Here is a 24017-nt window from a genome sequence, read left to right as displayed (position 1 = left end):
GTGGTCGTCCTCAGATCGTCCGGGTGGAAGCTGCTTGCTCGGCGTCGACTGCTGCGAGCATTGCGTCGCGCCAGTATCCGTGCTGAATGGGATACAAGCCCTCGTCCTCGGTCTTGGCTCCGCTCGAGAGCACGCGATTCATGCCGAGATCCTTCGCGACCTCGTTCGGACCGGGAATCTGGTGTGTGACACCACGGCTGAGATCGTTCCACGGCGCGCCGGCCGCCTGGTACGTCTTCTGGCAGGAACGGAACTCTTCGAGATCGTCCGGGGTGGCCATACCGCTGGCATTGAAGAAGTCCTCGTACTGGCGGATGCGGTTGCTGCGAGCGTCGGCGCTCTCTCCCTTAGGGGCGATGCAGTAAATAGTGACCTCCGTCTGGTCGACGGAGATCGGACGGAAGTGCCGGATCTGGCTGCTGAACTGATCCATGAGGTAGACGTTCGGGTACAGGCAGAGGTTCCTCGACGCACCGACCATGAATTCGGCTTTCTTGGAACCGAACTGGGCTTCCAGCTCTGCTTTGCGCTCGAAAAGGGGACGGTCCTCGGGATTGCCCCACCACATCCAGAGCAGGAGATGGCCGTAGTCGTAGGAGAAGTAACCGCCGCCCTGCTTGCCCCAGGTCCCGGCATCCATGGCTTTGGTCTCGTTGGACGACTCACCGGCGGTTCGGCGAGCGGTTGTCGCGGCGTAGTTCCAGTGCGTCGACGACACGTGATAGCCGTCGGCACCGTTCTCGGTCTGCAGCTTCCAGTTGCCGTCGTAGGTGTAGGTGGAAGCGCCGCGCAGAACTTCGAGACCGTCAGGTGACTGATCGACGATCATGTCGATGACCTTGGTGGTGTCACCGAGGTGCTCTTCGAGCGGCAGCACGTCGGGGTTGAGGCTGCCGAAGAGGAAGCCGCGATAGTTCTCGAACCGCGCCACCTTGGTCAGGTCGTGTGAGCCGTCCTTGTTGAACTGCTCCGGGTAGCCGCCGGTGCGAGCGTCCTTGGCCTTGAGGAGCTTTCCGCTGTTGTTGAATGTCCAGCCGTGGAACGGGCACGTGAAGGTGGTTCGGTTGTCGGTCTTGCGGCGGCAGAGCATCGCGCCGCGGTGGCTGCACGCGTTGATCAGCGCGCCCAACTCGCCGTCCTTGTTGCGGGTGATGACGATGGGCTGGCGGCCCATGTAGGTGGTGAAGTAGTCGCCGACGTTCGGGATCTGACTCTCGTGCGCGAGGTAGATCCAATTGCCCTCGAAGATGTGGGTCATCTCGAGGTCGAACAGTTGCTCGTCCGTGAATACGCTGCGCCGCACCTGGTAGCGGCCGGTCTCGGGGTCCTCGACGAGTGCGTCGTCGAGGGCAGCGCGGATGTTCGCGAACTGATCGGCGGCGCGGGCAGCGTCCAACATATCCGTCATGGGTGTCCTCCAGATGAGAGTGGGCGCCTGCCGAAGAAATCCGAGGGCTGTCGGACAAGTCGGTGGGACCCGCTTTCCGGACGGGGCTGCGTCCGGTACTGAATTCACCTTGACATCGTGTGGCTCGGGTCACACCAGGCATTTGCCTAGTCCTGACCAAGGGTGCAGTGTTCGTCGAATTCTTCGGATGGGCCATGGCTGCTGGGGACGACGACCAGGGCGGACTCGACAGCGCGAGTCCGCCCTACCCGACGAGTGGGTTACCGGTTCTTGAAGAACGAGACGTCGTCGTTGCCGATGAGGTCCGGAACGGTCCAGCCGTCGAGGTCGTATTCACTCAGGCACTGTTCGGCCAGGCCCTTCATGGAACTGGCGTGTCCACGATTCTGGGCTGCGAACAGCAGTTCCGCCTTGACGTTCTCGTGATTGCCGGAGTAGTTGCGCTCGTAGAGTTCGTGTCGCCCGCCGAACTCGGTACCGATCGAATCCCACAGTGCTTTCATGACTTTCACCCGGTCGACGGCGGTGATGCCGTCGGAACCGCGAACGTACTTGTCGAGGTAGGGCCGCACGTCCGGGCTCTTGAAGTCGAGTGAACTCGAAGGCAGATAGATCAGGCCTGATGCCACGTCCTGCTCGATGATCTCCTTGATCCGAGGGTATCCCTGAATCATGAACATCCGATAGGTGAGGCCGTACTCGAGCTTCGGGATGACCGAATCGCCGACCCACTGTTCGGGGTCGCGTGCCATCGATTCGGTCAACGACCAGAAGAGGTTTCGCCAGCCGATCACTTCACCGACACGGGTCTGGACTCCGCGGAATCCGCCGGCGCCGGTGGCTTCGAGTGCCTTCATCAACAGTCCGGCGATGAAGTCGAGCTTGACCGCCAGGCGTGTGCAGCCCTGAAAGGTGAAGCGCGGCAGGAATCCCGATTGAGGGAAGAAGGCGTTGATCCGGTCGACGTCGCCGTACATGAAGACGTTCTCCCACGGCACCAGCACCTTGTCGAAGACGAAGATGGTGTCGTTCTCGTCCATGCGGCTCGACAGCGGATAGTCGAACGGACTGCCCATCACCGCAGCATGTTCGGTGTACGAGGTGCGGCAGATCAGTTTCACGCCCGGCGCGTCCATCGGCACCGTGCAGATCAGGGCGAACTGTTTCTTCTTGATCGGCAGACCGTAGTGAGCGATGAAGTTGTAGTTGGTGATCGCCGATCCGGTGGCGACCACCTTGGCACCGCTGACGATCAATCCGGCGTCGGTTTCCTTCTCCACCTTCATGAAGACGTCGCCTACCTCGTCCGGCGGAAGTTGGCGATCCACCGGGGGATTGATGATCGCGTGGTTCCAGTACAGAACTTTCTCCTGCGACTCGCGGTACCAGCGCTCGGCGTTGTCCTGGAACGGTGCGTACAACTCCTTGTTGGCGTGGAGGGTTCCCAGGAAACTTGCCTTGTAGTCGGGGGAGCGGCCCATCCAGCCGTAGGTCATACGTGCCCACGTCGCGATGGCGTCGCGTTCCTTGAGCAGATCGGCCGACGACGTCGGTGTGCGGAAGAACGGCATGGTGACACCGCCGTTGCCCGTGTCCGTCGGAACAGTCAGGGCGTCCACGTGCTCGCCGGTATGCAGAGCGTCGTACAGCCTTGCGGTCATGCGGATCGGATTCCGGAACGCGGGGTGCGTCGTGACGTCCTTGACGCGATCACCATGGAGCCAGATTTCGCGACCGTCCTGCAGGCTCGAGATGTACTCATCACCGGTCATCGGCCGGGTAGCGAAGTTCTTCGTACGGTTGGCTTCGCAGTCGGCGGCCGGATTGACCTGTGGCGCTCCGGAATCTGCGGGGTCGACGCCGATGGGAGGGATTTCGGTGGTCGTCATGGCAAAGCCTTTCAGATCGTTTGAGGTGCGGGCTGAAGATGAATCGGGGTGAACGAAGTGGTGGCGTCGAACCACCCACTGTGGGGGTCGTCCTGACTGCCGTTCCAGACTGTGGTCGACGAGGTAGCGCCCAGATCGTGAAAAGTGCTTCGGTAGAACAGAAGCGGATCCTTGCCGCTCGACTGCGCGTCGACGATCTCGCCGATGAAGATGATGTGGTCACCACCGTCGTACTCCTTCCACGGGACGCACGAGATGGTTGCGGCGGCGCCGTCGAGCAGGGGAGCGGTCGGTCCGTCGATCCACCTCGGTTCGGTGCGCTGCGGGCGGCCGGCGAAATGCATGGCCGTGTCCACTTGGTCGGAGGCAAGGATGTTGACGGCAAACGGTGCGTTGCCGAGGTAGCCGCACGCTTTGGACTTGCGAGTCATCGTGATCTGGCACAGCCGTGGTTCCAGGGAAATGGCCGTGAATGCGGTGACGGTGGCTCCGTGCGGTTGGCCGTCCGCATTGGTGCAGGTGATGACGGTGACGCCGCTCGCGAATTGACCGAAGATTCCTCGAAGTTGATTTTGTTCCATGACCGGACCTCCTTGTCGGATGGCGGGTGAGTGGGGAGCCGCGAAGTGCGGGAGGCGGAGGTGGTGGACGACTCGCGCCGGGAGTGAAGACGAACGTACGGCGAGCGCAGGCTTCGGTCGATCCGTACAGCGCGGCCTCTATCCGGATTGCGCACCCGATCGAAGCCTGTATCCGTTTCCCCTTGGAAGTGACCGGGGACACAGTGTTCAATGAGGTTCAGCGCCCATGGTCGGCAATGTGGCAGGTCACGGGTTTGGAAGGTGAAGAAGGACGATGGTCGACTCCATGATCGGTACAGTTCCGCGCGACTGGGACGAGGCATGTCATGCGGTTTCGGACGCCTATTTTCCGCACACGCTGACGCCGTTGTCACGGCACGCGGCCAGTGGAGTCGGAGTGTGCACCACCGAGTTGGGGCCGCTGCGGATCGCGCATATCCGGTGGGGCGCAGACGTCGCAGTCGAATCCGATCATCCCGGTGCGTATGGGGTGAACATTCCGCTCTCGGGCGAGCTCGAGTCGGTGTTCGCAGGCTCGCACGTGCTCTCGACGCGGGGCGTCGCGACGGTGTGTCCGCCCGACATCACCACGAGGATCACCCGGTGGAGTGCGGACTGCGAGATCGTCGGCGTCCGGATGGACCGTCAGTACCTCGACCGCGAGATGGAGAAAGTGCTCGGCCGACCCGGAATGCACTTACCCGATCAGGTGGACCTTCGAGGAGACGACGGAGCCAGATGGCTGAGATTTGTTCGCTCACTGTCGGATCAGATTCTCGGCCCGGTCGGAGTTCTGCACAACGAACTGGTGGCAGGCCAGCTCTCCGGCGCCGTGGTCACGGCATTCGTCCTTGCTGCAATGCCCGACAGTGAGGACGCGGTGCGACACGCCAGGCCACGCATCGTCAAGCGGGTGCTCGACGAGATGCACGACGACCCGGCCCGCGTGTGGACCGCAGCCGAGATGGCGGAGGTTGCGGGCGTCAGCGTACGGAGATTGCAGGAAGGATTTCGGCAGTACGTGGGCCGGAGTCCGTCGGAATGCCTGCTCGACATCCGTCTCGAGCGGGTCCACGCAGATCTGGTGGACGCTGACGACTCCACGACGGTCACCGATGTCGCTGTGAGATGGGGTTTTACGCACACCGGACGGTTCGCATCGTCTTTTCGGCGCAAGTACGGCTTGTTGCCCTCGGAAGTGTTGAGGCGTTAGCTCCGGTACCCCATGTCCGCGCTGAGTTGATTCGCCTTCTCGACGAGGAAAGGTGCGACGTCGGTGCGGAAGGCTTCCGGGGTAGTGCGTCCGGCCGACGTCGAACACGCGGCCACGCCGACGACGCTTCCGCCGGCGTCGCGGACGGGGGCGGCGAGGGAAATCAGGCCGTCTTCGAGTTCCTCGGACGTGAGCGCGTATCCCTGCTCGCGCACCACACGAAGAGCGGTATGGAATGCGCCTTCATCGGTGATCGTGGTGGGTGTGAGGGCGTCGAACGTGGAGTTCGCGATGACGTTGTCGACGATTTCGGTTGGCGCCCAAGCGAGCAGGGCCCGTCCCATGGAGGTGGCGTATGCAGGCACTCTGGTACCGACGCTGACGTTGATGCTCATGATCCGACGAACGGGTACACGCGCGGCGTAGACCACGTCGACGCCGTCGAGGACTCCGAGTGACGCGGACTCGTGGGTGTGCTCTGCGATCTCCAGCAGACGCGGGAGAGCCGCCTCGGTCAGAGCGTGTGATGCGGAGAAGTGTTGCCCGATGCTCAGAACGCGCGGGGTCAGCGACCACCGACTGTTGTTGCCGGTGACGTACCCCAGCTTCTGCAGGGTGAGGAGGATGCGTCGGACAGCAGGGCGAGAGAGTCCCGTTTCGGCGGCAAGATCGGCGAGCGACGGATTGGGGTTCTTCTCGTCGAAGGCCATCAGCACAGCGAATCCACGCTCGATGCTCTGGATGTAATCGCGATCGTTCTCGCTCACGGAAGGGCCTTTCATCTGCGGGTATGCCTGATCGGTGCCCTCGAAGGTTGACAAACCTTGTGACTGGGCGCACAGTACAAGCGTACGCAGAGCGTAACAGATGTACGCAGAGCGTACAACCTTTGAGTACAACCAGACTTGGGAAGCCGACTCAGCCCAGCAGTACGGCACCCACCCGGTAACAGCCACACACGGCCCCGAGGAGGACCACATGACCACTTCCGAGAGCCCCACCGCAGTAGGTTCGGGCACTGCCGCCACTGACAAGTTCCTCCAGGAACGAGTCAGCGCGGACACCCCGCCCGAGCGCGTCTCGGCCATTGCCAAGGACGTACTCGAGGCACTCGCCGGCGTCATCGACAAGCACGGCGTCACCTACTCCGAGTACCGCGTCCTCAAGCAGTGGCTCATCGACATCGGCCAGTTCGGCGAGTGGCCCCTGTGGCTGGACGTCTTCCTCGAGCACAACGTCGAAGAGGTTGCGTACCGCGGCCAGCACGGAACCAAGGGAAGCATCGAGGGCCCGTACTACGTCGCCGATGCCAAGACGCTGCCATCCAAGTGTGAACTTCCGATGCGTGACAACGAGGTTGGATCGAAGCTGGTCTTCGAGGGTCAGGTTCGCGATCTCGACGGCAAGGGGCTCGGCGGCGCAACCGTCGAACTCTGGCACGCGGACGACGAAGGTTACTACTCACACTTCGCGCCGCACATCCCCGACGGCAACCTCCGCGGAACGATCGTTGCCGATGGCGAGGGACGTTTCGAGATCACCACGATTCAGCCTGCGCCGTACCAGATCCCGACCGACGGCCCCACCGGCTGGTTCATCGAGAAGGCCGGCTGGCACCCGTGGCGTCCAGCTCACCTGCATCTCATGGTGAAGGCTCCCGGCAAGCGCACGATCACCACCCAGCTCTATTTCAAGGACGGTGAGTGGATCGAGAACGACGTGGCAACGGCCACGAAGCCTGAACTCATTCTCGATCCGAAGCCGGGTGTCGACGGAATCAACCGGGTCACGTACGACTTCGTGCTCGACCCGGCCTGATCCACAACTGCTCGAAAGAAAGTGATGTGATGACAGACCTCTCGATCGTCTCCATCGAGACGACCATCCTCGACGTTCCTCTGGTTCGCCCCCACAAATTCGCCACCACGTCGATGACGGCGCAACCGTTGTTGCTCGTTGCGATTCGCACATCCGACGGTGTGGTCGGATACGGCGAAGGTGTCGTTCCGGGCGGGCCGTGGTGGGGCGGCGAATCGGTGGAGACGATGCAGGTCATCATCGAGAAGTACATCGCGCCGGTGGTGGTCGGCAGACGTGTGGATCAGATCACCGCGATCATGGCAGACATCGAAAAGATTGTTGCCAATGCACGATTCGCGAAGGCAGCCGTCGACGTGGCGTTGCACGACGCCTGGGCTCGTAGCCTGGGAGTTCCCGTGCATACGCTGCTCGGCGGGGCTTTCCGCGAGAGCGTCGACGTCACGTGGGCGCTGGGTGCAGCGCCGGCGGACGAGATCATCGAAGAAGCTCACGAAAAGCTGGAATCCAGGCTCAATTTCAGCTTCAAACTCAAGATGGGTGCACTCGATCCAGCGGTCGACGTCGCGCGCATCGTCAGCATCGCGCAGGCGCTCGACGGCCACGCCGGCGTCCGCGTCGACGTCAACGCGCGGTGGGATCGCTTCACCGCGCTTCGGTACCTGCCACAACTCGCCGACGGCGGAGTGGAACTGATCGAACAGCCCACGCCGGCAGACCAAATCGAGGTCCTCGCCGAACTCAGTAGGCTACTGCCGATTCCGATCATGGCGGACGAGAGCGTGCAGACCCCGCACGACGCTCTGGAAATCGCTCGCCGGAGTGCTGCCGATGTCATCGCCCTCAAGACCACCAAGTGCGGTGGCCTCCAGCGCAGCCGCGACATCGTTGCGATCGCCAAGGCGGCGGGTATCGCGTGCCACGGCGCGACGTCCATCGAAGGACCGATCGGCACAGCGGCTTCGTTGCACTTCGCCTGCGCCGAGCCCGGAATCAACTTCGGAACAGAGCTTTTCGGTCCGCTGCTCTTCAGTGAAGAACTGCTTCAGGAGCCGTTGAAGTATTCCGAGGGGCAGTTGCACCTCCCCTCCGGGCCTGGGCTGGGAGTCGAACTGAACATCGACGCCGTCAAGACCTGGACCAGGAACTAGAGGACAAGAAGAACATGGCACTGTTTCACGTACGGATGGACGTCGATATTCCACGCGATCTGGATCCGGCAGTTCGCGCCGAGACCGTCGCAACGGAAAAGGAGTACTCACAAGACCTTCAGCGCCAGGGCAGGTGGGTGCATCTGTGGCGAATAGTGGGACAGTTCAGCAACATCAGCATCTTCGACGTCGACTCGCCTGACGAACTGCACGAGATTCTCTGGAATCTCCCCTTGTTCCCGTACATGACCATCGAGGTCATGCCGTTGACGCAGCACGGATCTTCGATCAAGTAGCCGGCCGTGTCTGCCGTGTCTGCCACGCCTGCGAGCCTGCTGGAATCTGTGCAGCAGTGGCACTGCGAGATGTCGGAGACCTTCGGTGGCCTGTGCCCCGAGAGCTCTGTCGATACCGTGCCCGTGGGCACGGTCAGTGGCGTAAGTCTCGGGGACGTGGGCGCTTTCGACATTTCCGGTTCGCCTCAGATACTGCGACGGAGCACACGGGCAGCAAAGCGACACGGTAGTGATCTGCTCAAGATCTGCGCGGTCCGAACCGGGAGTGCGATACTGCGCCAATCCGACCGCGAGTTGACGGCTCGGCCCGGCACGATGATTCTCTACGACGTGGAGCGTTCGTACGCGTTGCGTTTCGACGGCCACTGGTCGTGCACCGTCATGACCGTGCCGCGCACGGCAATGAGTCTGACCGAGCGAGAGTTGAACTGCGCGCTCGAACGCATCCACGACGGTCGACGCGGATCCGGGGCATTGCTGCAGAACTTCATCTCGGGCGCCGTGGCATCCCAGGTCGACGGCAGCGCGGCAGGACTTCTCGGAGATGCGGGCGTCAATCTCGCTTCAGCAGTTCTGGTCCAAGACACTGCGCCCGCGGCACCCGGACGGTCGGCGCGAGAGGAGATCTTGCGATATGCGCTTCGGAATCTCGACTCTCCGGATCTCTCGGTCACATCGATCGCCGGTGCGCTGCACATGTCGCCGCGAACCGTTCAGCGTCACTTCGGGGACGGAGGTCTTACCCTCAATGCGCTGATTCGCCGAGAACGGTTGATTCGCGTACGCCGAGATCTCACCGACGCCTCGCTGCGAGATCACTCGATCTCCGTACTGGCCGCACGATGGTGTTTCCATGACGCTCCGGCCTTTTCGCGGGCGTTCAAGACGGAATTCGGTACGGCACCGTCGGAAGTACGTGGCTCGACTGATCCGAACGTGCGCGAACTTCACTGAACTGTCGCATCCGAACAACAAACGTGTCCGATCACGACAACTCGGAGCCCGAATACCGGGGCAGAGTGTGTTCCAGATCGCTTTTCAAGCTCGTGAAGAGCTCAGGCCCGCGACCGGCGAGGACTGCAGCGAAAGCTACGAATCGAGGAACTCATGACGAATCTGCTCGCGAATCGGCAATGGTACGGAAAGATTTTCGGCGGCCAATGGATCGACGGGAGCGGTGACACCGTCGAGTCGGTCGAACCGGCAACCGGTGAGGTGCTCGGTGTGATCGGGACGGCCACTGCTGCTGATATAGATCGAGCGGCACACATCGCGTCGGTGGCGCAGCCGGAGTGGGCGGCCACGATCGGACAGGACCGCGCTTCGGTGATCCGTAAGGCCGCGCAGATTTTGGAAGCGGAGCGAGCCGAAGTGGAACGCTGGTTGATCCGCGAAGGTGGTTCGGTACCAGGGAAAGCCGCGTTCGAAGTTGATCTCGTCATCTCCGAACTGTGGGAGGCGTCGGCGCTGCCGACGCAGCCGTGCGGTCACCTCCTGCCCGCCAGCCAGCGCGGGCGATCGAGCATCGGCCGGCGGGTACCCCTCGGCGTGATCGGCGTGATCAGCCCGTGGAACTTCCCGCTGCTCCTTGCCATGCGTGCTGTCGCACCGGCCTTGGCTCTCGGAAACGCCGTCGTTCTGAAGCCGGATGTTCAAACCGCGATCAGCGGCGGTGCTGTCATCGCGGAGTTGTTCACGGCTGCAGGCCTTCCTGAAGGTCTACTCCATGTGCTCGCCGGTGATGCGGAGCCAGGTCAGGCGTTGTGCGAGAGCCCGCTGATCGCGATGGTGTCCTTCACCGGTTCGACCGCAGTCGGCCGGCAGGTGGGAGAGACGGCCGGCCGCACGCTCAAGCGTGTCTCGCTGGAATTGGGTGGGAACAACGCCCTGATCGTTCTCGACGACGCAGACTTGGATGCCGCGAGTTCGGCCGGTGCGTGGGGATCGTTCCTGCATCAGGGGCAGGTCTGCATGACCGCGGGCCGACACATCGTGCTGGAGTCGGTTGCCGATCGGTACCTGGACTTGCTGGCCAAGCGTGCCTCGGTCCTGCCGGTCGGAGATCCCAATACGGGCAACGTCGCTCTCGGGCCGCTCATCAACGCGAGGCAGATCGCGAACGTCGATCGAATCGTCCAGGACACCAAGGAAGCCGGTGCCGAAATTCGCGCAGGCGGAACCTACGAAGGGCTGTTCTATCAGCCGACCGTGCTGGCCGGCGTCACTTCGGACATGCCCGCGTTCCGCGAAGAGATTTTCGGGCCGGTGGCGCCCGTCGTGGTCGTCAAGGACGAAGACGAGGCCGTCAGGCTGGCCAATGACAGCGAATACGGTCTGGTGGCGGCCATACAAACAGGATCGGTGGAACGCGGCGAGCGGATCGCTGACCGCCTTCGGACCGGCATCGTGCACATCAACGATCAGACTTTGAACAACGATGCCTATGCACCGTTCGGCGGCGCGGGTGCCTCGGGAAACGGCGCGAGATTCGGAACTCAAAGCAGTTGGGACGAATTCACCACCTGGCAGTGGCGAACCAGCCGGCCTGCCGCTCAGTCCTTCCCGTTCTGAAGTCGAAAGGAACTCCGATGCACACCATCTCGGCTCACGAGCTTCCCATCGTGTTGCAGGACGGCGAATTCGAACTACGGATGCGAGAAGAAGGCGACATGATCGTCAACTACGTCAAAATGCCTGCCGGTGCCAACTTCGCCGAACCGTTCTCGCATCTGGACGGGGGACGCTGTCAATGTCCTCACTACGGATACGTCTTGAAGGGCAGGATCTACACAGATTCCGAAGCGGGGCGGCAGACCTACAATGCAGGCGACGTGTTCTATTAGGCGCCCGGTCACGTTCCGGGAGCGATCGACGACTCGGAGTACGTCGACTTCGCTCCCAAGACCGAATTCCTCGAACTGATCGACGGAGTGCGTAAGGCAATGGGCGGCTGAGCTGTTCGGCCGCTGCTGAGGTCAGCGTATTCCGTCGCGACGTAGTGCGACGGAGACTGCGGCAGAGCGGGTATCGACACCGAGCTTGGCGTAGATGTGCCCGAGGTGGGTTTTCACCGTCGCCTCGCTGATGAAGAGTGCTTTACCCAGCTCGCGGTTGGTCATCCCCTCGGCGAGCAGGCTCAGTAGTTCGGACTCACGGGCGGTGAGCGCTTCCTGTGGGCGCTGCATCTGCTGAACGAGACGGGAGGCGACGGTAGGGGAGAGGACGCTGCGCCCGGCAACCGCCCCGCGCACCGCGCCGAAGATCTCGTCAGGCGTCGAGTCCTTGAGTAGGTAACCGATGGCGCCGGCGTCGACCGCCCGTACGACGTCGGCGTCGGTGTCATACGTCGTGAAAACCAGGACGGGAACATCGAGACCGTCGTTTCGAAGCCGTTTGATCGCCTCTGCACCATGCATGCCGGTGCCCATGTCCAGATCCATCATCACCAGATCCGGCGAGGCCGACTGTATCGCCGTGGCCGCTTCCTCGCCGGACGATGCTTCGCCGACTACTTCGACGTCCGGCTGAGTGTCCAGCAGCGCTCTCAGCCCAGCGCGCACCACCAGGTGATCATCGACGAGGAAGACGCGAATGGTGGTCACCGGATCCTCCGTTCGAGCGGGAACTGGGCCGCGACGACGGTGCCGTCTCCCGGTGCGCTTTCCACGGTGAACGATCCGCCGAGCTGCGCGACGCGACTCCGCATCGCACGTAGGCCGTATCCACCGTACCGAGAATGGTCGGCGAGTTTTCCCGGATCGAAGCCGACGCCGTCGTCGAAGATGTCTACCGAGATGGAGTCGTCGAGATACGTGATCGTCACGCCCGCTGCGTCGGCGCGGGCGTGGTGGGCGATGTTGGACGACGCGCTCGAGACCACTCGCACGATGGCATGAGCTACGTCCGAGGGCAGGATGACGGCTTCACCGACGGTGCGGATCCGAACGGCCGGGACGAACTGCCGGGCCGCAGACACGACCAAGGCGTCGAAGTTGCCCGTACCGCCCTTGGTCGGCGCCAGATCGTGGACGAGATCTCGACTCTGCATCAGGCTCGTGCGGATGTTCTCTGCCGCGGCATCGACATCGGCGCGAGACGGCGAACCCGTTGTGTTCCAAGTTTGTTCGGCTGCCTCGAGTCGTAGAAGGGCGCTCGCCAGTCCCTGTGTAACGGTGTCGTGGATTTCGCGCGCGAGGCGCTCTCGCTCAGCGGCAACGCCGGCGGCACGTTCGGTATCTGCCAATGCAGATTGCGCTTCTGCTACCTGGCGTAGAAGCCGAAGGCGTTCTCGGGCATCTCGTTCCATCTGCCCGTAGGCTGCCGCGACCAGTGCCGCGGTGCACAGAGGTCCGAGCAGTGTCACCAATTCGGCACGACCGGTGACCCGGTAGAACGCGATACCGGCGAGGACGCCCAGGATCCCGACGAGTGGGTAGGCGATTTTGCTCGGGTACAGGCGAATACAGAGGAAGAGAACGGGGAACGCGCACCACGCGAAACTCGGTGCAAGCCAGACCAGTGCTGCCCAGGTGCTCAGTACCGGCCACATCCACAGCCGTTGGCGAACCACATCTCGCGAAGACACCGTAGCCATGACGGCGTAGAGCACGGCGAGAACCCCGGCCAGAACGAGCACCACCCCGAACCGACCGCTTGTCCCGTGGACTGTGACGTACCGAACTCCCGATGTCGACAACAGTACGAAGAACGACGCGTGGATCGCATACGCCAACGGGCCGCGTAGGCCGAGTTCGGCGTCGGCGTTCATCGCTCCGTTACTCATCCCTCGAATATTACGGAGGGCGCCAGGCCGTCGTATCAACCATTCGGATGATATCTGGACAACCAGATGGGGCACGGTTCGTCACCCGAGCGCCCGATGTGCGCACCCGCGCCGGGACGCGACGCTGTAGTGGACGGTTTCGAACCATTCGACTGAAAGTGTGCCCGCCATGAACCACCGCATCTACACCCGACTTCCCCGTACGCTCGCTGTCGCCGTTCCGGTTGTCGCGATCCTTGCAAGCGCCGCCTGCTCGACCACCGACACGCCGGTGGCGAACGCATCGAGCACGACGTCGATTTCTGCCACGCAGCAGCCTGCTGCGACTGGCGATTCGGCGGTGGTCAGTCAGAATCGACTCAGCGCCGACGCAGCAGTGAAGGCCGCCGGTGCGGCCATGGCCAAATGCCGTGCCGACGGGCTCGGATTTGTCACCGTCTCCGTCGTCGACCGGGCAGGAAACGTCATCGCCATGGTGCGAGGCGACAACGCGGCGCAGCACACGGTGGAGGCCTCACGCGAGAAGGCATACACCTCTGCAGCTTTCGGAGCCGACACCAGTGACCTCTCGCAGCGTACCAAAGGTGAGGGATCGACCATCGCCGACCTTCCCGGCACCCTCTTCCTTGCAGGTGGAGTCACATTGAAGTCCGGATCCGCCTCGATCGCCGGTATCGGTGTCGGTGGTGCTCCAGACGGAATGCAGGACCAAGCTTGCGCTGCTGCGGGGCGAGACGCGATCGCTTCGTCCCTCGGCTGAGTGAGCGCGGACAGCGCGCATCGTGAATTGTGCTTTTCGCCACCTGGATTCGTTCGGCACGACAGTTGTCCGTTTGCCGCGATGACCTCGACTTTGTAACACCGGAGCCCCCGGAAAGGGACAAACACGTCGACAGTGGAACCGACGATGCACTTACCGAAGCGAGTTTCTTGATGCGCAGTTTCGGGGAAAGACACAACCTTGCAGAGAATCAGATTCACGTTGCCCGAGCGCAATACACGGCGGGTACGGGTGCTCGTAGCGGCGTTGTTGTCGATGCTTCTTCTCGGCGGTATGTTCGGTCCGACCGCCGCGAGTGCCACTCCGGCCCATGGCGTGACTCCGGCGCACTCGGCGCCATGGGGTGGTTACGACGAGTTGTGGGTCCCGTCTTCGATGGGAAACATCAAGGTTCAGGTGCAGTGGGCCGCGCGCGGTGGCAACGCCGCGCTGTACTTGCTCGACGGTCTTCGAGCGCAAAACGACAGGAATGCTTGGAGTTTCGAAACGAACGCACTCGATCAGTACCGCAACGACAACATCACGTTGGTGATGCCGGTCGGCGGTGAGTCGAGTTTCTACACGGATTGGTACGCGCCGTCCAATTTCAACGCTCAGCCGATAACGTACCGGTGGGAAACATTTCTCACCCGTGAGCTTCCGGACTTCCTTGCAGGGTACGGTGTTTCACCAACAAATAATGCGATCATCGGGTTGTCGATGGGCGGTAGTGCCGCATTGAACCTGGCGGGGCATCATCGGGATCAGTTCAAGTTCGCCGGCTCGCTGTCCGGCTACATCAATATCTCGGGCCCGGGTATGCGCGAAGCGATCCGCGTAGCCATGTTCGACGCCGGCCGGTACAACGTCGATTCGATGTGGGGCCCGCCGTGGTCATCCGGGTGGCTTCGGAACGACCCGTTCGTCAACGCGGAATCGCTTCGCGGACTGTCGATGTACATTTCGTCGTCCAACGGCATCCCGGGACCGTACGATCATCCGTCTGCGCCGATCGACTATTTCCACACCGCGACGGGTATGGGACTGGAGGCGCTCTCGTGGGTACACGCGCGGGCATTCGAAATTCGCCTGAAGTCCTTGGGAATCCCAGCGACGTACAGCTTTCCGCCCGCCGGTATTCACTCGTGGCCGTACTGGTCCGCTGAATTGTGGATGGTCAGAGGACAAATCCTCGACACCATGAATGCCTGGTGACGCTGATGTGAAGGATCTCTCCGGACTTGCTGACGAGTCAAGCCCGGAGAGACATCGCTCAGAAGGTGATGATTCCGCGCATATTGCGACCGGCATGCATGTCGGCGAATCCGTTGTTGATCTGGTCGAGGCTGTACCGGTTGGTGATGAGGCCGTCGAGTTCGAGTTTGCCGCTGGTGTAGAGATCGATCATCCAGGGAATGTCGGCGGTGGGATTGGACGCCCCGAACAAGGAACCTTGAATTCTCTTCTGGTACAAGGTGAGCTCCATCAGGCTCACGGGAATGCCGACGTCCGTCATCTTCCCGAGACCGGTGACGACGCACGTTCCTGCCTTGCGGATCGACGAGAACGCCTGCGCGACATGTTCGCCGGTGGTGACGCCGACGGTGACGATGGCGGAATCCGCGCCCTGGCCGTTGGTGAACGAGCGCGCGATGTCGGTGGCTTCCTCCATGGTGGCCACGGCATGGGTCGCGCCCAACTTCAATGCACTGTCACGCTTGAAGGCGACCGGGTCCACCGCGATCACGTGGGCGGCACCGGCATGCGAGGCGCCCTGTACCGCATTGATTCCGATTCCGCCGACTCCCATGACGATGACGGTCTGCCCGGGATAGACCTGAGCGGAGTTGACCGCGGCGCCCCACCCGGTTCCGACGCCGCAGCCGAGCAGGCACAGAGCGTCGAGAGGCAGGTGCTTGTCGACTTTCACGGCCGAGAGAGTGCTGACCGTGGTGTATTCACTGAAGGTGGACAGGCCGCAGGTCTGGGCCACGGGCTGACCGTCGAGAGACATTCTGTAACTCGAGGTTTCGCCGGGCCTGCTGCCGGTCATGATGGCGGCGCCGTTGTCGCACAGGTTCTGGATTCCGCTTGCGCACCACCGGCAACGGCCGCAGGCGGCGAGGAACGAGAACACGACATGATCACCCTCGGACCACCCTTCGGTATTCGGCCCGACCTCGACGACGATTCCGGCGCCTTCGTGTCCGCCGCAGATGGGATAGCGGCCGACTCCGTGGTCGCCGCTGGCGATGTGATCGTCCGAGTGGCACAAGCCGGAGGCGACCATCTTGACGGTGAGTTCGCCGCTGCGGGGTGAATCGAGTTCGAGATCGACCACCTCGTATGTGCCTGGTGCTTGGCGAATGACGGCTCCACGAGTGCGCAAGGTATCTCCTGAGGTGAGAGTTGTTCTTCGGATTCCTCAGTTGTCTACTCGAGAGTTCAGGGTGGGCTCGAGGCCCATCTCACTGATCGGACGTTTCGTATCTTTCAGACTCGTCCGGGGCACGTCCCAGGATGGCGAGTTGTAGTTCGGTGAGCAGGCGCGTATCCGGCTCGTCCAACGAAATGCCCATGATCTGTTCAGCACGCCGAATGCGATAGCGCAGCGTGTTCGGATGAACTTTCAGTGAGGAAGCGGCCTTCTTCACGTCCCCGAAAGCCGTCAGATAGGCCGTGAGCGTGAACTGCATGTCAGAAGTGTTCTTGTCGTCGTAGGAGATGAGTCTGTCGATACGAGGGTCACGTAGTCGCTCGTGATCGGCGACGAGATCGAGGATTTCGCCCAGCAACACCGCGGTGCGTGACGCCGCGAGTGTGGTGACCTTCGCGGTGTCGTGATCATCAGTGGTATCGAGCACGCGGTCTACCTCTCGACGCGCCTCGGGCACACCGTGCAACCGCGCGATCGGTACCGCCACGGCGGCACGGACGCTGATGCCCGCACGATTCTCGAGTACTCGCACGGTGTCGTAAGCCCAGTCGCTGATCGCGACCTCGTTTTCGGCCCGAGGAAACAGCACGTAGATCCGGTGGTCGATGATCGTCGTGACCGCGTCGCTGCGGAATGCGCTGGCGCGCAAGCGCAAGGCGTTGGTGATTCGATCGAGATCCGATCCGGGCTCGAGGGAGGTCGCGAATCCGACGACCGCAGCGGGGCCGTCGGTGCTGATGCCGAAGGAGCCGGCGAGGGAGTGCACGTCGATTCCGCCGGAGCGAACACCGAACAACCTTTGCACTTGATCATTTTCGCGGCTGGACGCGTCCAGCGTCCGCATGAGAATGCGTGCGGCGACGGCCGCTGCACCACGCAATACCGCGCCCGCGTCGTCCGACAGTGGTCCTGACGCCTGCTGCACCCAGATGCTGCCGAGATTGTGTTGGTGTGCAACGGAACCCGTCGGCGCGGACAGGTCCGGGCGAGTGATACTCACTGCCAGCCGGTGCGCGGCTCCGATGCCCGGCTCGGAGGGCAGACTGATGACCTCGTCCGAGCGCCTGAGATGCTCGAACACGCCTCTGCTCTCTATCCATTCGGTGTATTCGATCGGCCACTCCCGGCCGAGTATGGAGAGTTGACGGAGCTCGTCTTCACCCTCGTGAGCAGCCGAATACGCGATGACGTGGAGTGCAGTGTCGTCGATCGTCACGAGGCCGCCGGTCAGTTCAGCGATCGTTTCGGAGAGTGCGAACAGATCGGAGTCGCCTCCCGGTACTGCACCCGCCGCGGCCCGTGAACGATACGAACTCTGCGTCAGAAGTCGTTGTACCAGCGAGTAAACGTGCCCGGAGCTGGCCTGCGGATGGACCGCGGCCACGGCGATTCCGATGCCTCGTGCGGCGTTGAGTACCGTCGTCGCCTCGCGCGCATTCTTGACGAGCAAGAGCTTCGGCCGACGCCGTGACGGCCTGCCTTCGAACCTTCGTAGCCACTGCGTCAGCGTCGACTCCGGAACTCCGACGGGAAGGTAGATGTCGGAGATCGCACCTCGGCTGTCGGTGCCGTCGATGTCGGAGGACTCGACGAGGGCGATCGAACGGATGTCGATGTCAAGCCCGTCCGGGCTTTCCAGAAGCTCGATCACGGACTTGTCCGTGGAATGCATGAGGGCGCCGAGGGTGGTGCCGACACGCGGCCCGTTACTCCTCGGACTTGTCGACGCGTGCGGGAGGGCTACAGAAAGTGGCTGCACATTTGCTCCTCGGCCGGTTGGTCATTACAGGCTAACCCCGACAGGCGAAATGCAGAATAAGGAAATAGGGGACAAATTTATTCGTCAGGCATCGTGATGCCGAGTTCTTGTGCTTTTTCGGCGACTGCCTCGGGAAATACGTTCTTGAACAGATAAAGGTCTTGGCCGATCACCCAACCGGGTGCCAACGCCGTCGCATATCGCTCGAAGTATCCGAGTTGCTTACCGAAAAGAACCAATTCCTCGGGACTCGCGACACCCCACTGTTTGCCCAATTGAATCAGTGCCATGATCAATTCACTGAGCTTGAGTTCACCCAGGTCACGGCCGAGAATCGGGGCGAGGGCTGTCGCCACCTGCATTCCGAGTTGAGCGTCGTCGACTTCGTAGTCGGTTGCATAACCCAAGGATCGAATTCCGCGAGCGACGCGGGCGAAATCCCCGTCGATGAGAGTCGCGCGGAACATATCGGACAGGATCGAGCGCCACGTTTCCGGAAGAACTCCGACAATGCCGAAGTCGAGCATCGCTATCCGGCCGTCGTCGAGGACCCACAGATTCCCGGCATGTACGTCTCCGTGGAACGGACCGTGAACGATGACAGATTCGAGCCAGACCTTCACACCGCGCCGGATCAGCATTCGGGCTTCGTCGATTCCGTCCGGACCGGCGACGAACCGATCGAGCGGAACGCCCCGCATGCGTTCCATACAGATGACTCGGGGACCGCAGTAGTCCCAGTAGACCTCCGGCGTCGTGACTCCTTTGTTGTCGCCGAACGCACTGATGTTGTTCCGGAAGGTGGTCTGCCGGTCGGCCTCGACTGCGCTGTTCAATTCCGTCATCGTGGCGTTGTGCAGATCGCGAATGATGGCGGTGGCATTGGCAATTCGAAGGAACTCGACAAACTTCTCGAGGATGTTCGCGCCCCAGTACGCCGCCCGCAGGTCGATCAGCATCCGCGCATAGATGTCCGGACGCTGGATCTTGATGACGGCCTCTCGGCCGTCGTGCAGAACGCACGCGTGCACCTGTGCAACCGACGCGGCCGCGAGAGGTACATCGTCGAACTTCGCGAACAGGTCGTCCACGGAGTATCCGAGGTCCGTCAGCACGACGCTCCGAGCCTGCTCGGCAGGAAAGGACGGAACGTCGTCGAGACAACGTAGGCACGCATTGGCGACCGGGGCCGGGAACAGGCCGGACGACGACGCGACCAGTTGGCCGAGCTTGACGAAGGTGGGACCCAATGCGATGAATCCGTCGACCATCCCGTCGGAGGCAGCGTCTGCCCACGTGCGTCCGCGCTTGCGGAAAGGCCACACGATCAGCGCCAACATAATCGACGTGGACAATACGACGGCGATGATCGCGGAACGCCACAGCTGGGCGAGGCCGAAGCGTTCGAGGTCCGGCATGCGGACCTCGAGGGCAGAGGCGGGCACTCCTGACGAGTACGGTCCGACAGGTCGCGTTGGATCCAGCACAGCTCTCCCTCGTTCAACGAGCGCATCCAGCATTTTGCCGTGAGATCACTTACGCGACCCCTTCCGTTAGTCAGTATGCCAAGTCACACATAACTGCCGGAACCGCCTACGGATTCAGCCTACGATCGGTGAATGCGTGAGCACTTGATCCCGATCGGCGAGGTTGCACAATCGTTCGGAATCGCGGCGTCGACCTTGCGCTATTACGAGGACGAAGGACTGCTGTCCGCGCGGTCGCGAACTGGCGGCAAACGCTGGTACGGCCAGCGTGAGCTGCGCCGCCTGGCCTTGATCCGGATGTACACCGAGACGGGAATGTCCTTGGAACAGGTGCGGTCCTTCATCGAAACCGACACTACGTCCGAGCAGTTCTCCACGGTTCTCGCAGATCAAGTGTCGACCCTCGAGGCGCAGATCGCCGCCGCTACGCGAGCGAAACTTATTCTCGAGCATCACCTGACGTGTCGGCAAGAGCGTCCGATGCAGTGCGCGTGGTTGCTCGAGCAGCTCGACAAACGCGTCGAAGCAGCGCTTGACTTCAAGTTGACTTGAACCTCCATAGTTAGGGCGCACTTACCGCCCTATCCGGAGGTTGACCATGTCGGCACGACGATGGCTGCCGCTCATCGCCGCATGCATCGGAACTTTTCTGTTACTGACGTACGCCACGATCACGACGATCGCGGTGCCGGCCATCGCGGTCGGTTTGGACGGCAGTACAGGCGCGATGTCCTGGGTCGTCGACGCCTACACGCTGGCGTTGGCTGCTCTTCTGGTGGGCATGGGCGCACTCGGCGATGCGTGGGGACGCAAACGCCTCTACATCTGCGGACTGGTCGTGTTCCTGGTGGCAACGGCTGTGTGCGCGATTGCTCCCGACGTCACGGTTCTGGTCGTAGCCCGTGGCGCTCAAGGAATTGCCGGTGCGGCGATGTTCGCGACGCTCCTGCCGCTGCTCGGCGACGCATATTCGGATCGTGATCGGCACGTGGCTTTTGCCGCGTGGGGAGCCGTCGCCGGATTGGCAGCGGGAATCGGAAATGTTGCAGGAGGGCTGCTGACGCAGTTCTTCGACTGGCGTGCGGTCTTCTATTTCGGAATCCCCGTGGCCGCAGTGGCGCTCGTGATGGCTGTGTTCTGCTTCGAAGACAGTGAGCGCGGCGGCGACAACATCGACTGGGCCGGAATGCTTCTGTTCACCGTCGCTGCCGTTGCCGCGGTTCTCGGCGTGACGTGGGGCGGCGACGTCGGGTGGACTTCGTCGTCGACAGTTCTGGCATTCTTGATCGCAATCGGTGCGCTGACGGCCTTTGTGTCCTGGCAGCGTCGAAGCGGCAGCCCGATGCTCGATCCGGCATTGTTCCGATCCCTGAAATTCGACGGCGTTCTCGTCGCGGCGTTCGGGTACTACCTCGCAGCCTACGGCCCGCTCGTGGTTCTTTCACTGTGGCTGCAGAACGGGCTGGGACTGTCGGCATCGACGGCCGCACTTGTGCTCTCGATTCAACCGCTCGCTTTTGTCACAGTGTCGGCGCTGTGTGGATCACGGCTTCAGCGAGTCGACCTTCGACTGTCGCTCGGATTCGGGACGGTCCTGTGCGGAATCGGTTGCGTGGCCATGCTGTACGTTCTCGTCGAGCCGCTCTGGCCCGCGCTGATCGCCGGGCTGATTCTGACCGGTGTCGGTTCGGCGATGGTATCGCCGGTGCTGCCGGGCGCGGCGATGTCGGATGCCCCGACAGAGCGCGCCGGGACCGCTTCGGCAACAGCCAACTCGTCGCGTCAATTCGGGCTTGCCGTCGGAATTGCGTTGTGCGGCTCACTCTTCGCTGGTTCGGACGAGTTCGCCCTGCTGTGGCCGTTGGTCTTCTGCGCGGGCGTCGGAATGCTCACAGGTTTTACATCGATCCTTCTCTTTTCTCGTTCGTCAACTCCTGCAACAGTTCAACCCATCGCCGAAAGGGCACACACATGACCACGCTGCTCACTCCACGACCGCACAGGTGTCTCGTGATGGACTGGAATCGCCGCAGGTTCCTCGGCGCCGCAGCGGGATTGGCTGCCTCACTGGCAGTGGCCGGTTGCTCGCGCTCGGGTGCAGACGACGGGGGTGTAGGCGATGCAGGCTGGTCCTTCACCGATGATCGCGGAAACCTGATCGAATTGGATTCACCGCCAAGGACATTTGTCGCCTACACCGGTATCGCCGGTGCTCTGTGGGATTACGGACTGGTGCCGGTCGGTGTTTTCGGGGCACTGACACGATCTCCGGGATCGACGGACACCAGCATCTCCGGCAACTTGGATTTCTCGAAGACCGACATGGTCGGGCAACTCTGGGGACAAGTGGAACTCGAGAAGATCGCTGCGCTCGAGCCGGACGTCGTCATCGTCCCTCAGTTGCGCGGGTCGGCATTACTCGACGAGGCGAACTTGGATGCAGTGAAAGGCTTGTCGTCAGTACTTTTCGTGGAAACAGCAACAGGAAACATCGATTCCATCGTGCAGGACATTGTGCAACTGGCCGTGGAACTCGGAGCGGACCAGGATCTGGGAGGGCAGAGAGAGGACTACCGCGCTGCGCGTGAGCGAATCTCCGAAGTTGCTTCCTCCCTGAAGAAATCACCGGTTTTGTTCGTGTCCGCAGATCCGGACACGATTCGTGTCAGTCGTTCGGGATTCCCGATCCTCGCTGATCTGAAGGGTCTGGGCCTTGCCGTCGTCGATCCGGCCGAGGGCTCGTCGGTCTACGTCGAGAAACTGGCCTGGGAGATGGCGGACCACTATCCGGCCGACATGATCTTCCTCGACGACCGCCCGTCCAGTTTGCAACTGGATTCGCTCGGCACCAATCCTGCGTGGTCCAACTTGCCCGCGGTGAAGGCAGGGAAGGTCGGCACCTGGAATCCGGAACCCGTGCTCAGTTATGCCGGGATCGCCCGTACGTACAACTCTCTGGCTGACCAACTGCTGGCATTCTCACATTCCTGACCGCTGCGTCGTCTACGACGTATGGACCTCTTCACCGATCTGCCTGCTCGAGTTGATTCCCTCGATTGGCCTGCGCTGATCGAGGGAATCAACGCCAGTGGGTGTGCACAGGCGGCGCCGATACTCGACGAGTCGGAGTGTCGCGAAATCGCTTCCTGGTACTCGGAGGTCGACCGCTTTCGGAGCACCGTCGACATGGCTCGATACCGCTTCGGCCAGGGGGAGTACCGGTACTTCGGTGATCCCGTACCGGAGCCGATCACGGCTATGCGAGCGGCCTTCTACCGGCACCTGCTGCCCGTGGCGCGGGAGTGGGCGTTCGAACTGGGGGACAGTGCGCCGTGGCCGGACAGTTTCGAAGAATGGATCGATCAGTGCCACGACGCCGGCCAGAATCGGCCGACCCCGATTCTTCTGTCCTACGGACCCGGCGACTGGAATGCTCTGCATCGGGACCTGTACGGAGAGTTGGTATTTCCCTTGCAAATCGTGATCGGACTCGACAGACCTCGCATCGACCACTCCGGCGGCGAGTTCTTGCTCGTGGAACAGCGGCCGCGCGCCCAGTCGAAAGCGACGGTGACGGTGCTCGAACAGGGGCACGCGTTGATCTTCACCACGGGGGATCGGCCGGTTCAGAGTTCGCGTGGGTGGTCGAGAGCACCTGTGCGGCATGGTGTCAGCGTGGTGCACTCCGGCACGCGTCGAACATTGGGATTGGTGCTTCATGATGCCGAGTAAGACGTACATCCTCCGCGACGCTCGCAACAAACCCTACGAGAGTTCGACGCCCGGTGCGCTTGGTGGGCATCGGAAAACGAAGATCTACGGGCGGCTCGACTGTCGAGGGGCTGCGCAGGCAATCGCACGCGGTGGGTACGTCGCCAGTCGGGTGTTCTTCGCGGACGAGCCGACCGCGATTGCGGCCGGCTATCGCCCCTGCGCCGTCTGCATGCCCGAAGGTTACGCAGCATGGAAGGCAGCCACTACGCACCGAAGCGGTCGCGGTACTCCTTCGGAATGAGCGGCTTGTCGCCGCGGACCTTCAGTTGCTGGACAGCCCAGGTATTGCCGTCCGGGTCGGCGAATCCGAAGAAGGTGCCCCCGTCACGCTCGTCGAAGACGGTGACCTCACTGGCATCGACGCCGCGGTCGATGAGCTCTTGGCGAGCCGCCGCAGCGTCGGCCACGACCAACTGCAATCCCTTCAACGAACCAGGGGCCATCTCGGTTTGCGACGGCAGGTTGCCGATGACGATCGAGCAGCCCGAACCACGCGGAGTGAGCTGGGCGACCGTCATGTGTTCGTTGACGGTGTGGTGGTCGAGATCGAAACCGACCTTGTCACGGTAGAACTCGATGGAGCGGTCGAGGTCACTGACGGGGACGATGACTACTTCGAGGGTCCAGTCCATGAAACTGCCTTTCGCTGGGGAGGTTCGGG

Annotated in this window: 24 protein-coding genes; 14 read left to right on the top strand and 10 right to left on the bottom strand. The window is 62.2% G+C overall.

Annotated elements, in window-relative coordinates; genetic code table 11:
- Positions 1-10 precede the first annotated feature (10 nt).
- The 3 genes from benA to I7X09_RS12610 form a co-directional block, all read right to left on the bottom strand.
- Complete coding sequence (benA, locus tag I7X09_RS12620; RefSeq protein ID WP_200317094.1) at positions 11-1408, bottom strand: benzoate 1,2-dioxygenase large subunit; 1398 nt, start codon at positions 1406-1408, stop codon at positions 11-13.
- Between the two features lie 260 nt (positions 1409-1668).
- Complete coding sequence (locus I7X09_RS12615; RefSeq protein ID WP_200317093.1) at positions 1669-3297, bottom strand: 4-hydroxyphenylacetate 3-hydroxylase family protein; 1629 nt, start codon at positions 3295-3297, stop codon at positions 1669-1671.
- A gap of 11 nt (positions 3298-3308) precedes the next feature.
- Positions 3309-3878 carry a flavin reductase family protein gene (locus tag I7X09_RS12610; RefSeq protein ID WP_095971976.1) on the bottom strand — a complete coding sequence of 190 codons (570 nt, stop codon included), beginning with the start codon at positions 3876-3878 and terminating at the stop codon, positions 3309-3311.
- A gap of 274 nt (positions 3879-4152) precedes the next feature.
- Between I7X09_RS12610 and I7X09_RS12605 the strand changes: the two genes are divergently transcribed.
- On the top strand, positions 4153-5091 hold the full coding sequence (locus tag I7X09_RS12605) for an AraC family transcriptional regulator (protein WP_095971977.1): 939 nt from the start codon (positions 4153-4155) through the stop codon (positions 5089-5091).
- Here I7X09_RS12605 and I7X09_RS12600 read toward each other — a convergent pair.
- The gene (locus I7X09_RS12600; RefSeq protein ID WP_037120593.1) at positions 5088-5858 is read right to left on the bottom strand and encodes an IclR family transcriptional regulator; all 771 of its coding nucleotides are present in this window, start codon (positions 5856-5858) and stop codon (positions 5088-5090) included. The two genes, I7X09_RS12605 and I7X09_RS12600, sit on opposite strands and share 4 nt — an antisense overlap.
- 211 nt (positions 5859-6069) lie before the next feature.
- On the opposite strand from I7X09_RS12600, the gene catA reads away from it, so the two are divergent.
- From catA to I7X09_RS12570, 6 genes are all read left to right on the top strand, one after another.
- Positions 6070-6909 carry a catechol 1,2-dioxygenase gene (gene catA, locus I7X09_RS12595; RefSeq protein WP_095972111.1) on the top strand — a complete coding sequence of 280 codons (840 nt, stop codon included), beginning with the start codon at positions 6070-6072 and terminating at the stop codon, positions 6907-6909.
- A 29-nt stretch (positions 6910-6938) separates the two neighbouring features.
- Positions 6939-8060, top strand: a complete 1122-nt coding sequence (locus tag I7X09_RS12590; RefSeq protein WP_200317092.1) for a muconate/chloromuconate family cycloisomerase — start codon at positions 6939-6941, stop codon at positions 8058-8060.
- 14 nt (positions 8061-8074) lie between these two features.
- Positions 8075-8356 (top strand): muconolactone Delta-isomerase, encoded by a 282-nt coding sequence (catC, locus tag I7X09_RS12585; protein ID WP_200317091.1) that lies wholly within the window; start codon positions 8075-8077, stop codon positions 8354-8356.
- 6 nt (positions 8357-8362) lie between these two features.
- Positions 8363-9310, top strand: coding sequence for a helix-turn-helix domain-containing protein (locus I7X09_RS12580; protein ID WP_234036901.1), 948 nt, complete (start codon positions 8363-8365; stop codon positions 9308-9310).
- 153 nt (positions 9311-9463) lie between these two features.
- Entirely contained in the window at positions 9464-10927 is a 1464-nt protein-coding gene (locus I7X09_RS12575; protein ID WP_200317089.1) for a benzaldehyde dehydrogenase, read from the top strand.
- Positions 10928-10944: 17 nt separating this feature from the next.
- On the top strand, positions 10945-11199 hold the full coding sequence (locus I7X09_RS12570) for a hypothetical protein (protein WP_234036900.1): 255 nt from the start codon (positions 10945-10947) through the stop codon (positions 11197-11199).
- Between the two features lie 132 nt (positions 11200-11331).
- Here I7X09_RS12570 and I7X09_RS12565 read toward each other — a convergent pair whose 3' ends face one another.
- Positions 11332-11958 (bottom strand): response regulator, encoded by a 627-nt coding sequence (locus I7X09_RS12565; protein ID WP_124569571.1) that lies wholly within the window; start codon positions 11956-11958, stop codon positions 11332-11334.
- Positions 11955-13124, bottom strand: a complete 1170-nt coding sequence (locus I7X09_RS12560; RefSeq protein ID WP_095971983.1) for a sensor histidine kinase — start codon at positions 13122-13124, stop codon at positions 11955-11957. Before I7X09_RS12560 ends, I7X09_RS12565 begins: the two co-directional genes overlap by 4 nt.
- A gap of 184 nt (positions 13125-13308) precedes the next feature.
- Between I7X09_RS12560 and I7X09_RS12555 the strand changes: the two genes are divergently transcribed.
- Both I7X09_RS12555 and I7X09_RS12550 read left to right on the top strand, forming a co-directional pair.
- Complete coding sequence (locus tag I7X09_RS12555; protein ID WP_200317086.1) at positions 13309-13899, top strand: GlcG/HbpS family heme-binding protein; 591 nt, start codon at positions 13309-13311, stop codon at positions 13897-13899.
- A 210-nt stretch (positions 13900-14109) separates the two neighbouring features.
- The gene (locus tag I7X09_RS12550; RefSeq protein WP_442800598.1) at positions 14110-15114 is read left to right on the top strand and encodes an alpha/beta hydrolase; all 1005 of its coding nucleotides are present in this window, start codon (positions 14110-14112) and stop codon (positions 15112-15114) included.
- Positions 15115-15172: 58 nt separating this feature from the next.
- Here I7X09_RS12550 and I7X09_RS12545 read toward each other — a convergent pair whose 3' ends face one another.
- The 3 genes from I7X09_RS12545 to I7X09_RS12535 all read right to left on the bottom strand — a co-directional run bounded on the left by I7X09_RS12545 (position 15173) and on the right by I7X09_RS12535 (position 19582).
- Positions 15173-16288 (bottom strand): NDMA-dependent alcohol dehydrogenase, encoded by a 1116-nt coding sequence (locus I7X09_RS12545; protein WP_200317084.1) that lies wholly within the window; start codon positions 16286-16288, stop codon positions 15173-15175.
- Positions 16289-16367: 79 nt separating this feature from the next.
- On the bottom strand, positions 16368-18095 hold the full coding sequence (locus I7X09_RS12540) for a PucR family transcriptional regulator (RefSeq protein ID WP_234036899.1): 1728 nt from the start codon (positions 18093-18095) through the stop codon (positions 16368-16370).
- A gap of 77 nt (positions 18096-18172) precedes the next feature.
- Positions 18173-19582 carry an ABC1 kinase family protein gene (locus I7X09_RS12535; RefSeq protein ID WP_095971988.1) on the bottom strand — a complete coding sequence of 470 codons (1410 nt, stop codon included), beginning with the start codon at positions 19580-19582 and terminating at the stop codon, positions 18173-18175.
- A 132-nt stretch (positions 19583-19714) separates the two neighbouring features.
- Here I7X09_RS12535 and I7X09_RS12530 point away from each other — a divergent pair, with 132 nt between their 5' ends.
- The 5 genes from I7X09_RS12530 to I7X09_RS12510 are packed head-to-tail and all read left to right on the top strand — an operon-like array spanning position 19715 to position 23597.
- Positions 19715-20134, top strand: a complete 420-nt coding sequence (locus I7X09_RS12530; protein ID WP_095971989.1) for a MerR family transcriptional regulator — start codon at positions 19715-19717, stop codon at positions 20132-20134.
- A gap of 46 nt (positions 20135-20180) precedes the next feature.
- A complete protein-coding gene (locus I7X09_RS12525) occupies positions 20181-21557 on the top strand; it encodes an MFS transporter (RefSeq protein WP_200317072.1) in 1377 nt (458 codons plus the stop codon).
- A 38-nt stretch (positions 21558-21595) separates the two neighbouring features.
- On the top strand, positions 21596-22573 hold the full coding sequence (locus tag I7X09_RS12520) for an ABC transporter substrate-binding protein (protein ID WP_234036898.1): 978 nt from the start codon (positions 21596-21598) through the stop codon (positions 22571-22573).
- A 21-nt stretch (positions 22574-22594) separates the two neighbouring features.
- Positions 22595-23314 carry a 2OG-Fe(II) oxygenase gene (locus I7X09_RS12515; protein ID WP_200317068.1) on the top strand — a complete coding sequence of 240 codons (720 nt, stop codon included), beginning with the start codon at positions 22595-22597 and terminating at the stop codon, positions 23312-23314.
- Positions 23304-23597 carry an Ada metal-binding domain-containing protein gene (locus I7X09_RS12510; RefSeq protein WP_124569576.1) on the top strand — a complete coding sequence of 98 codons (294 nt, stop codon included), beginning with the start codon at positions 23304-23306 and terminating at the stop codon, positions 23595-23597. Before I7X09_RS12515 ends, I7X09_RS12510 begins: the two co-directional genes overlap by 11 nt.
- Here the strand turns inward: I7X09_RS12510 and I7X09_RS12505 are convergent.
- Positions 23560-23988, bottom strand: a complete 429-nt coding sequence (locus tag I7X09_RS12505; protein WP_003940449.1) for a VOC family protein — start codon at positions 23986-23988, stop codon at positions 23560-23562. The two genes, I7X09_RS12510 and I7X09_RS12505, sit on opposite strands and share 38 nt — an antisense overlap.
- Between the last annotated feature and the right edge of the window lie 29 nt (positions 23989-24017).

The organism is Rhodococcus sp. P-2, assembly GCF_016598535.1.
Classification (GTDB): Bacteria; Actinomycetota; Actinomycetes; order Mycobacteriales; family Mycobacteriaceae; genus Rhodococcus_F; species Rhodococcus_F baikonurensis.
Note: the sequence above shows the minus strand (reverse complement) of the source record. Positions and strands in the feature narration are given on the sequence as shown.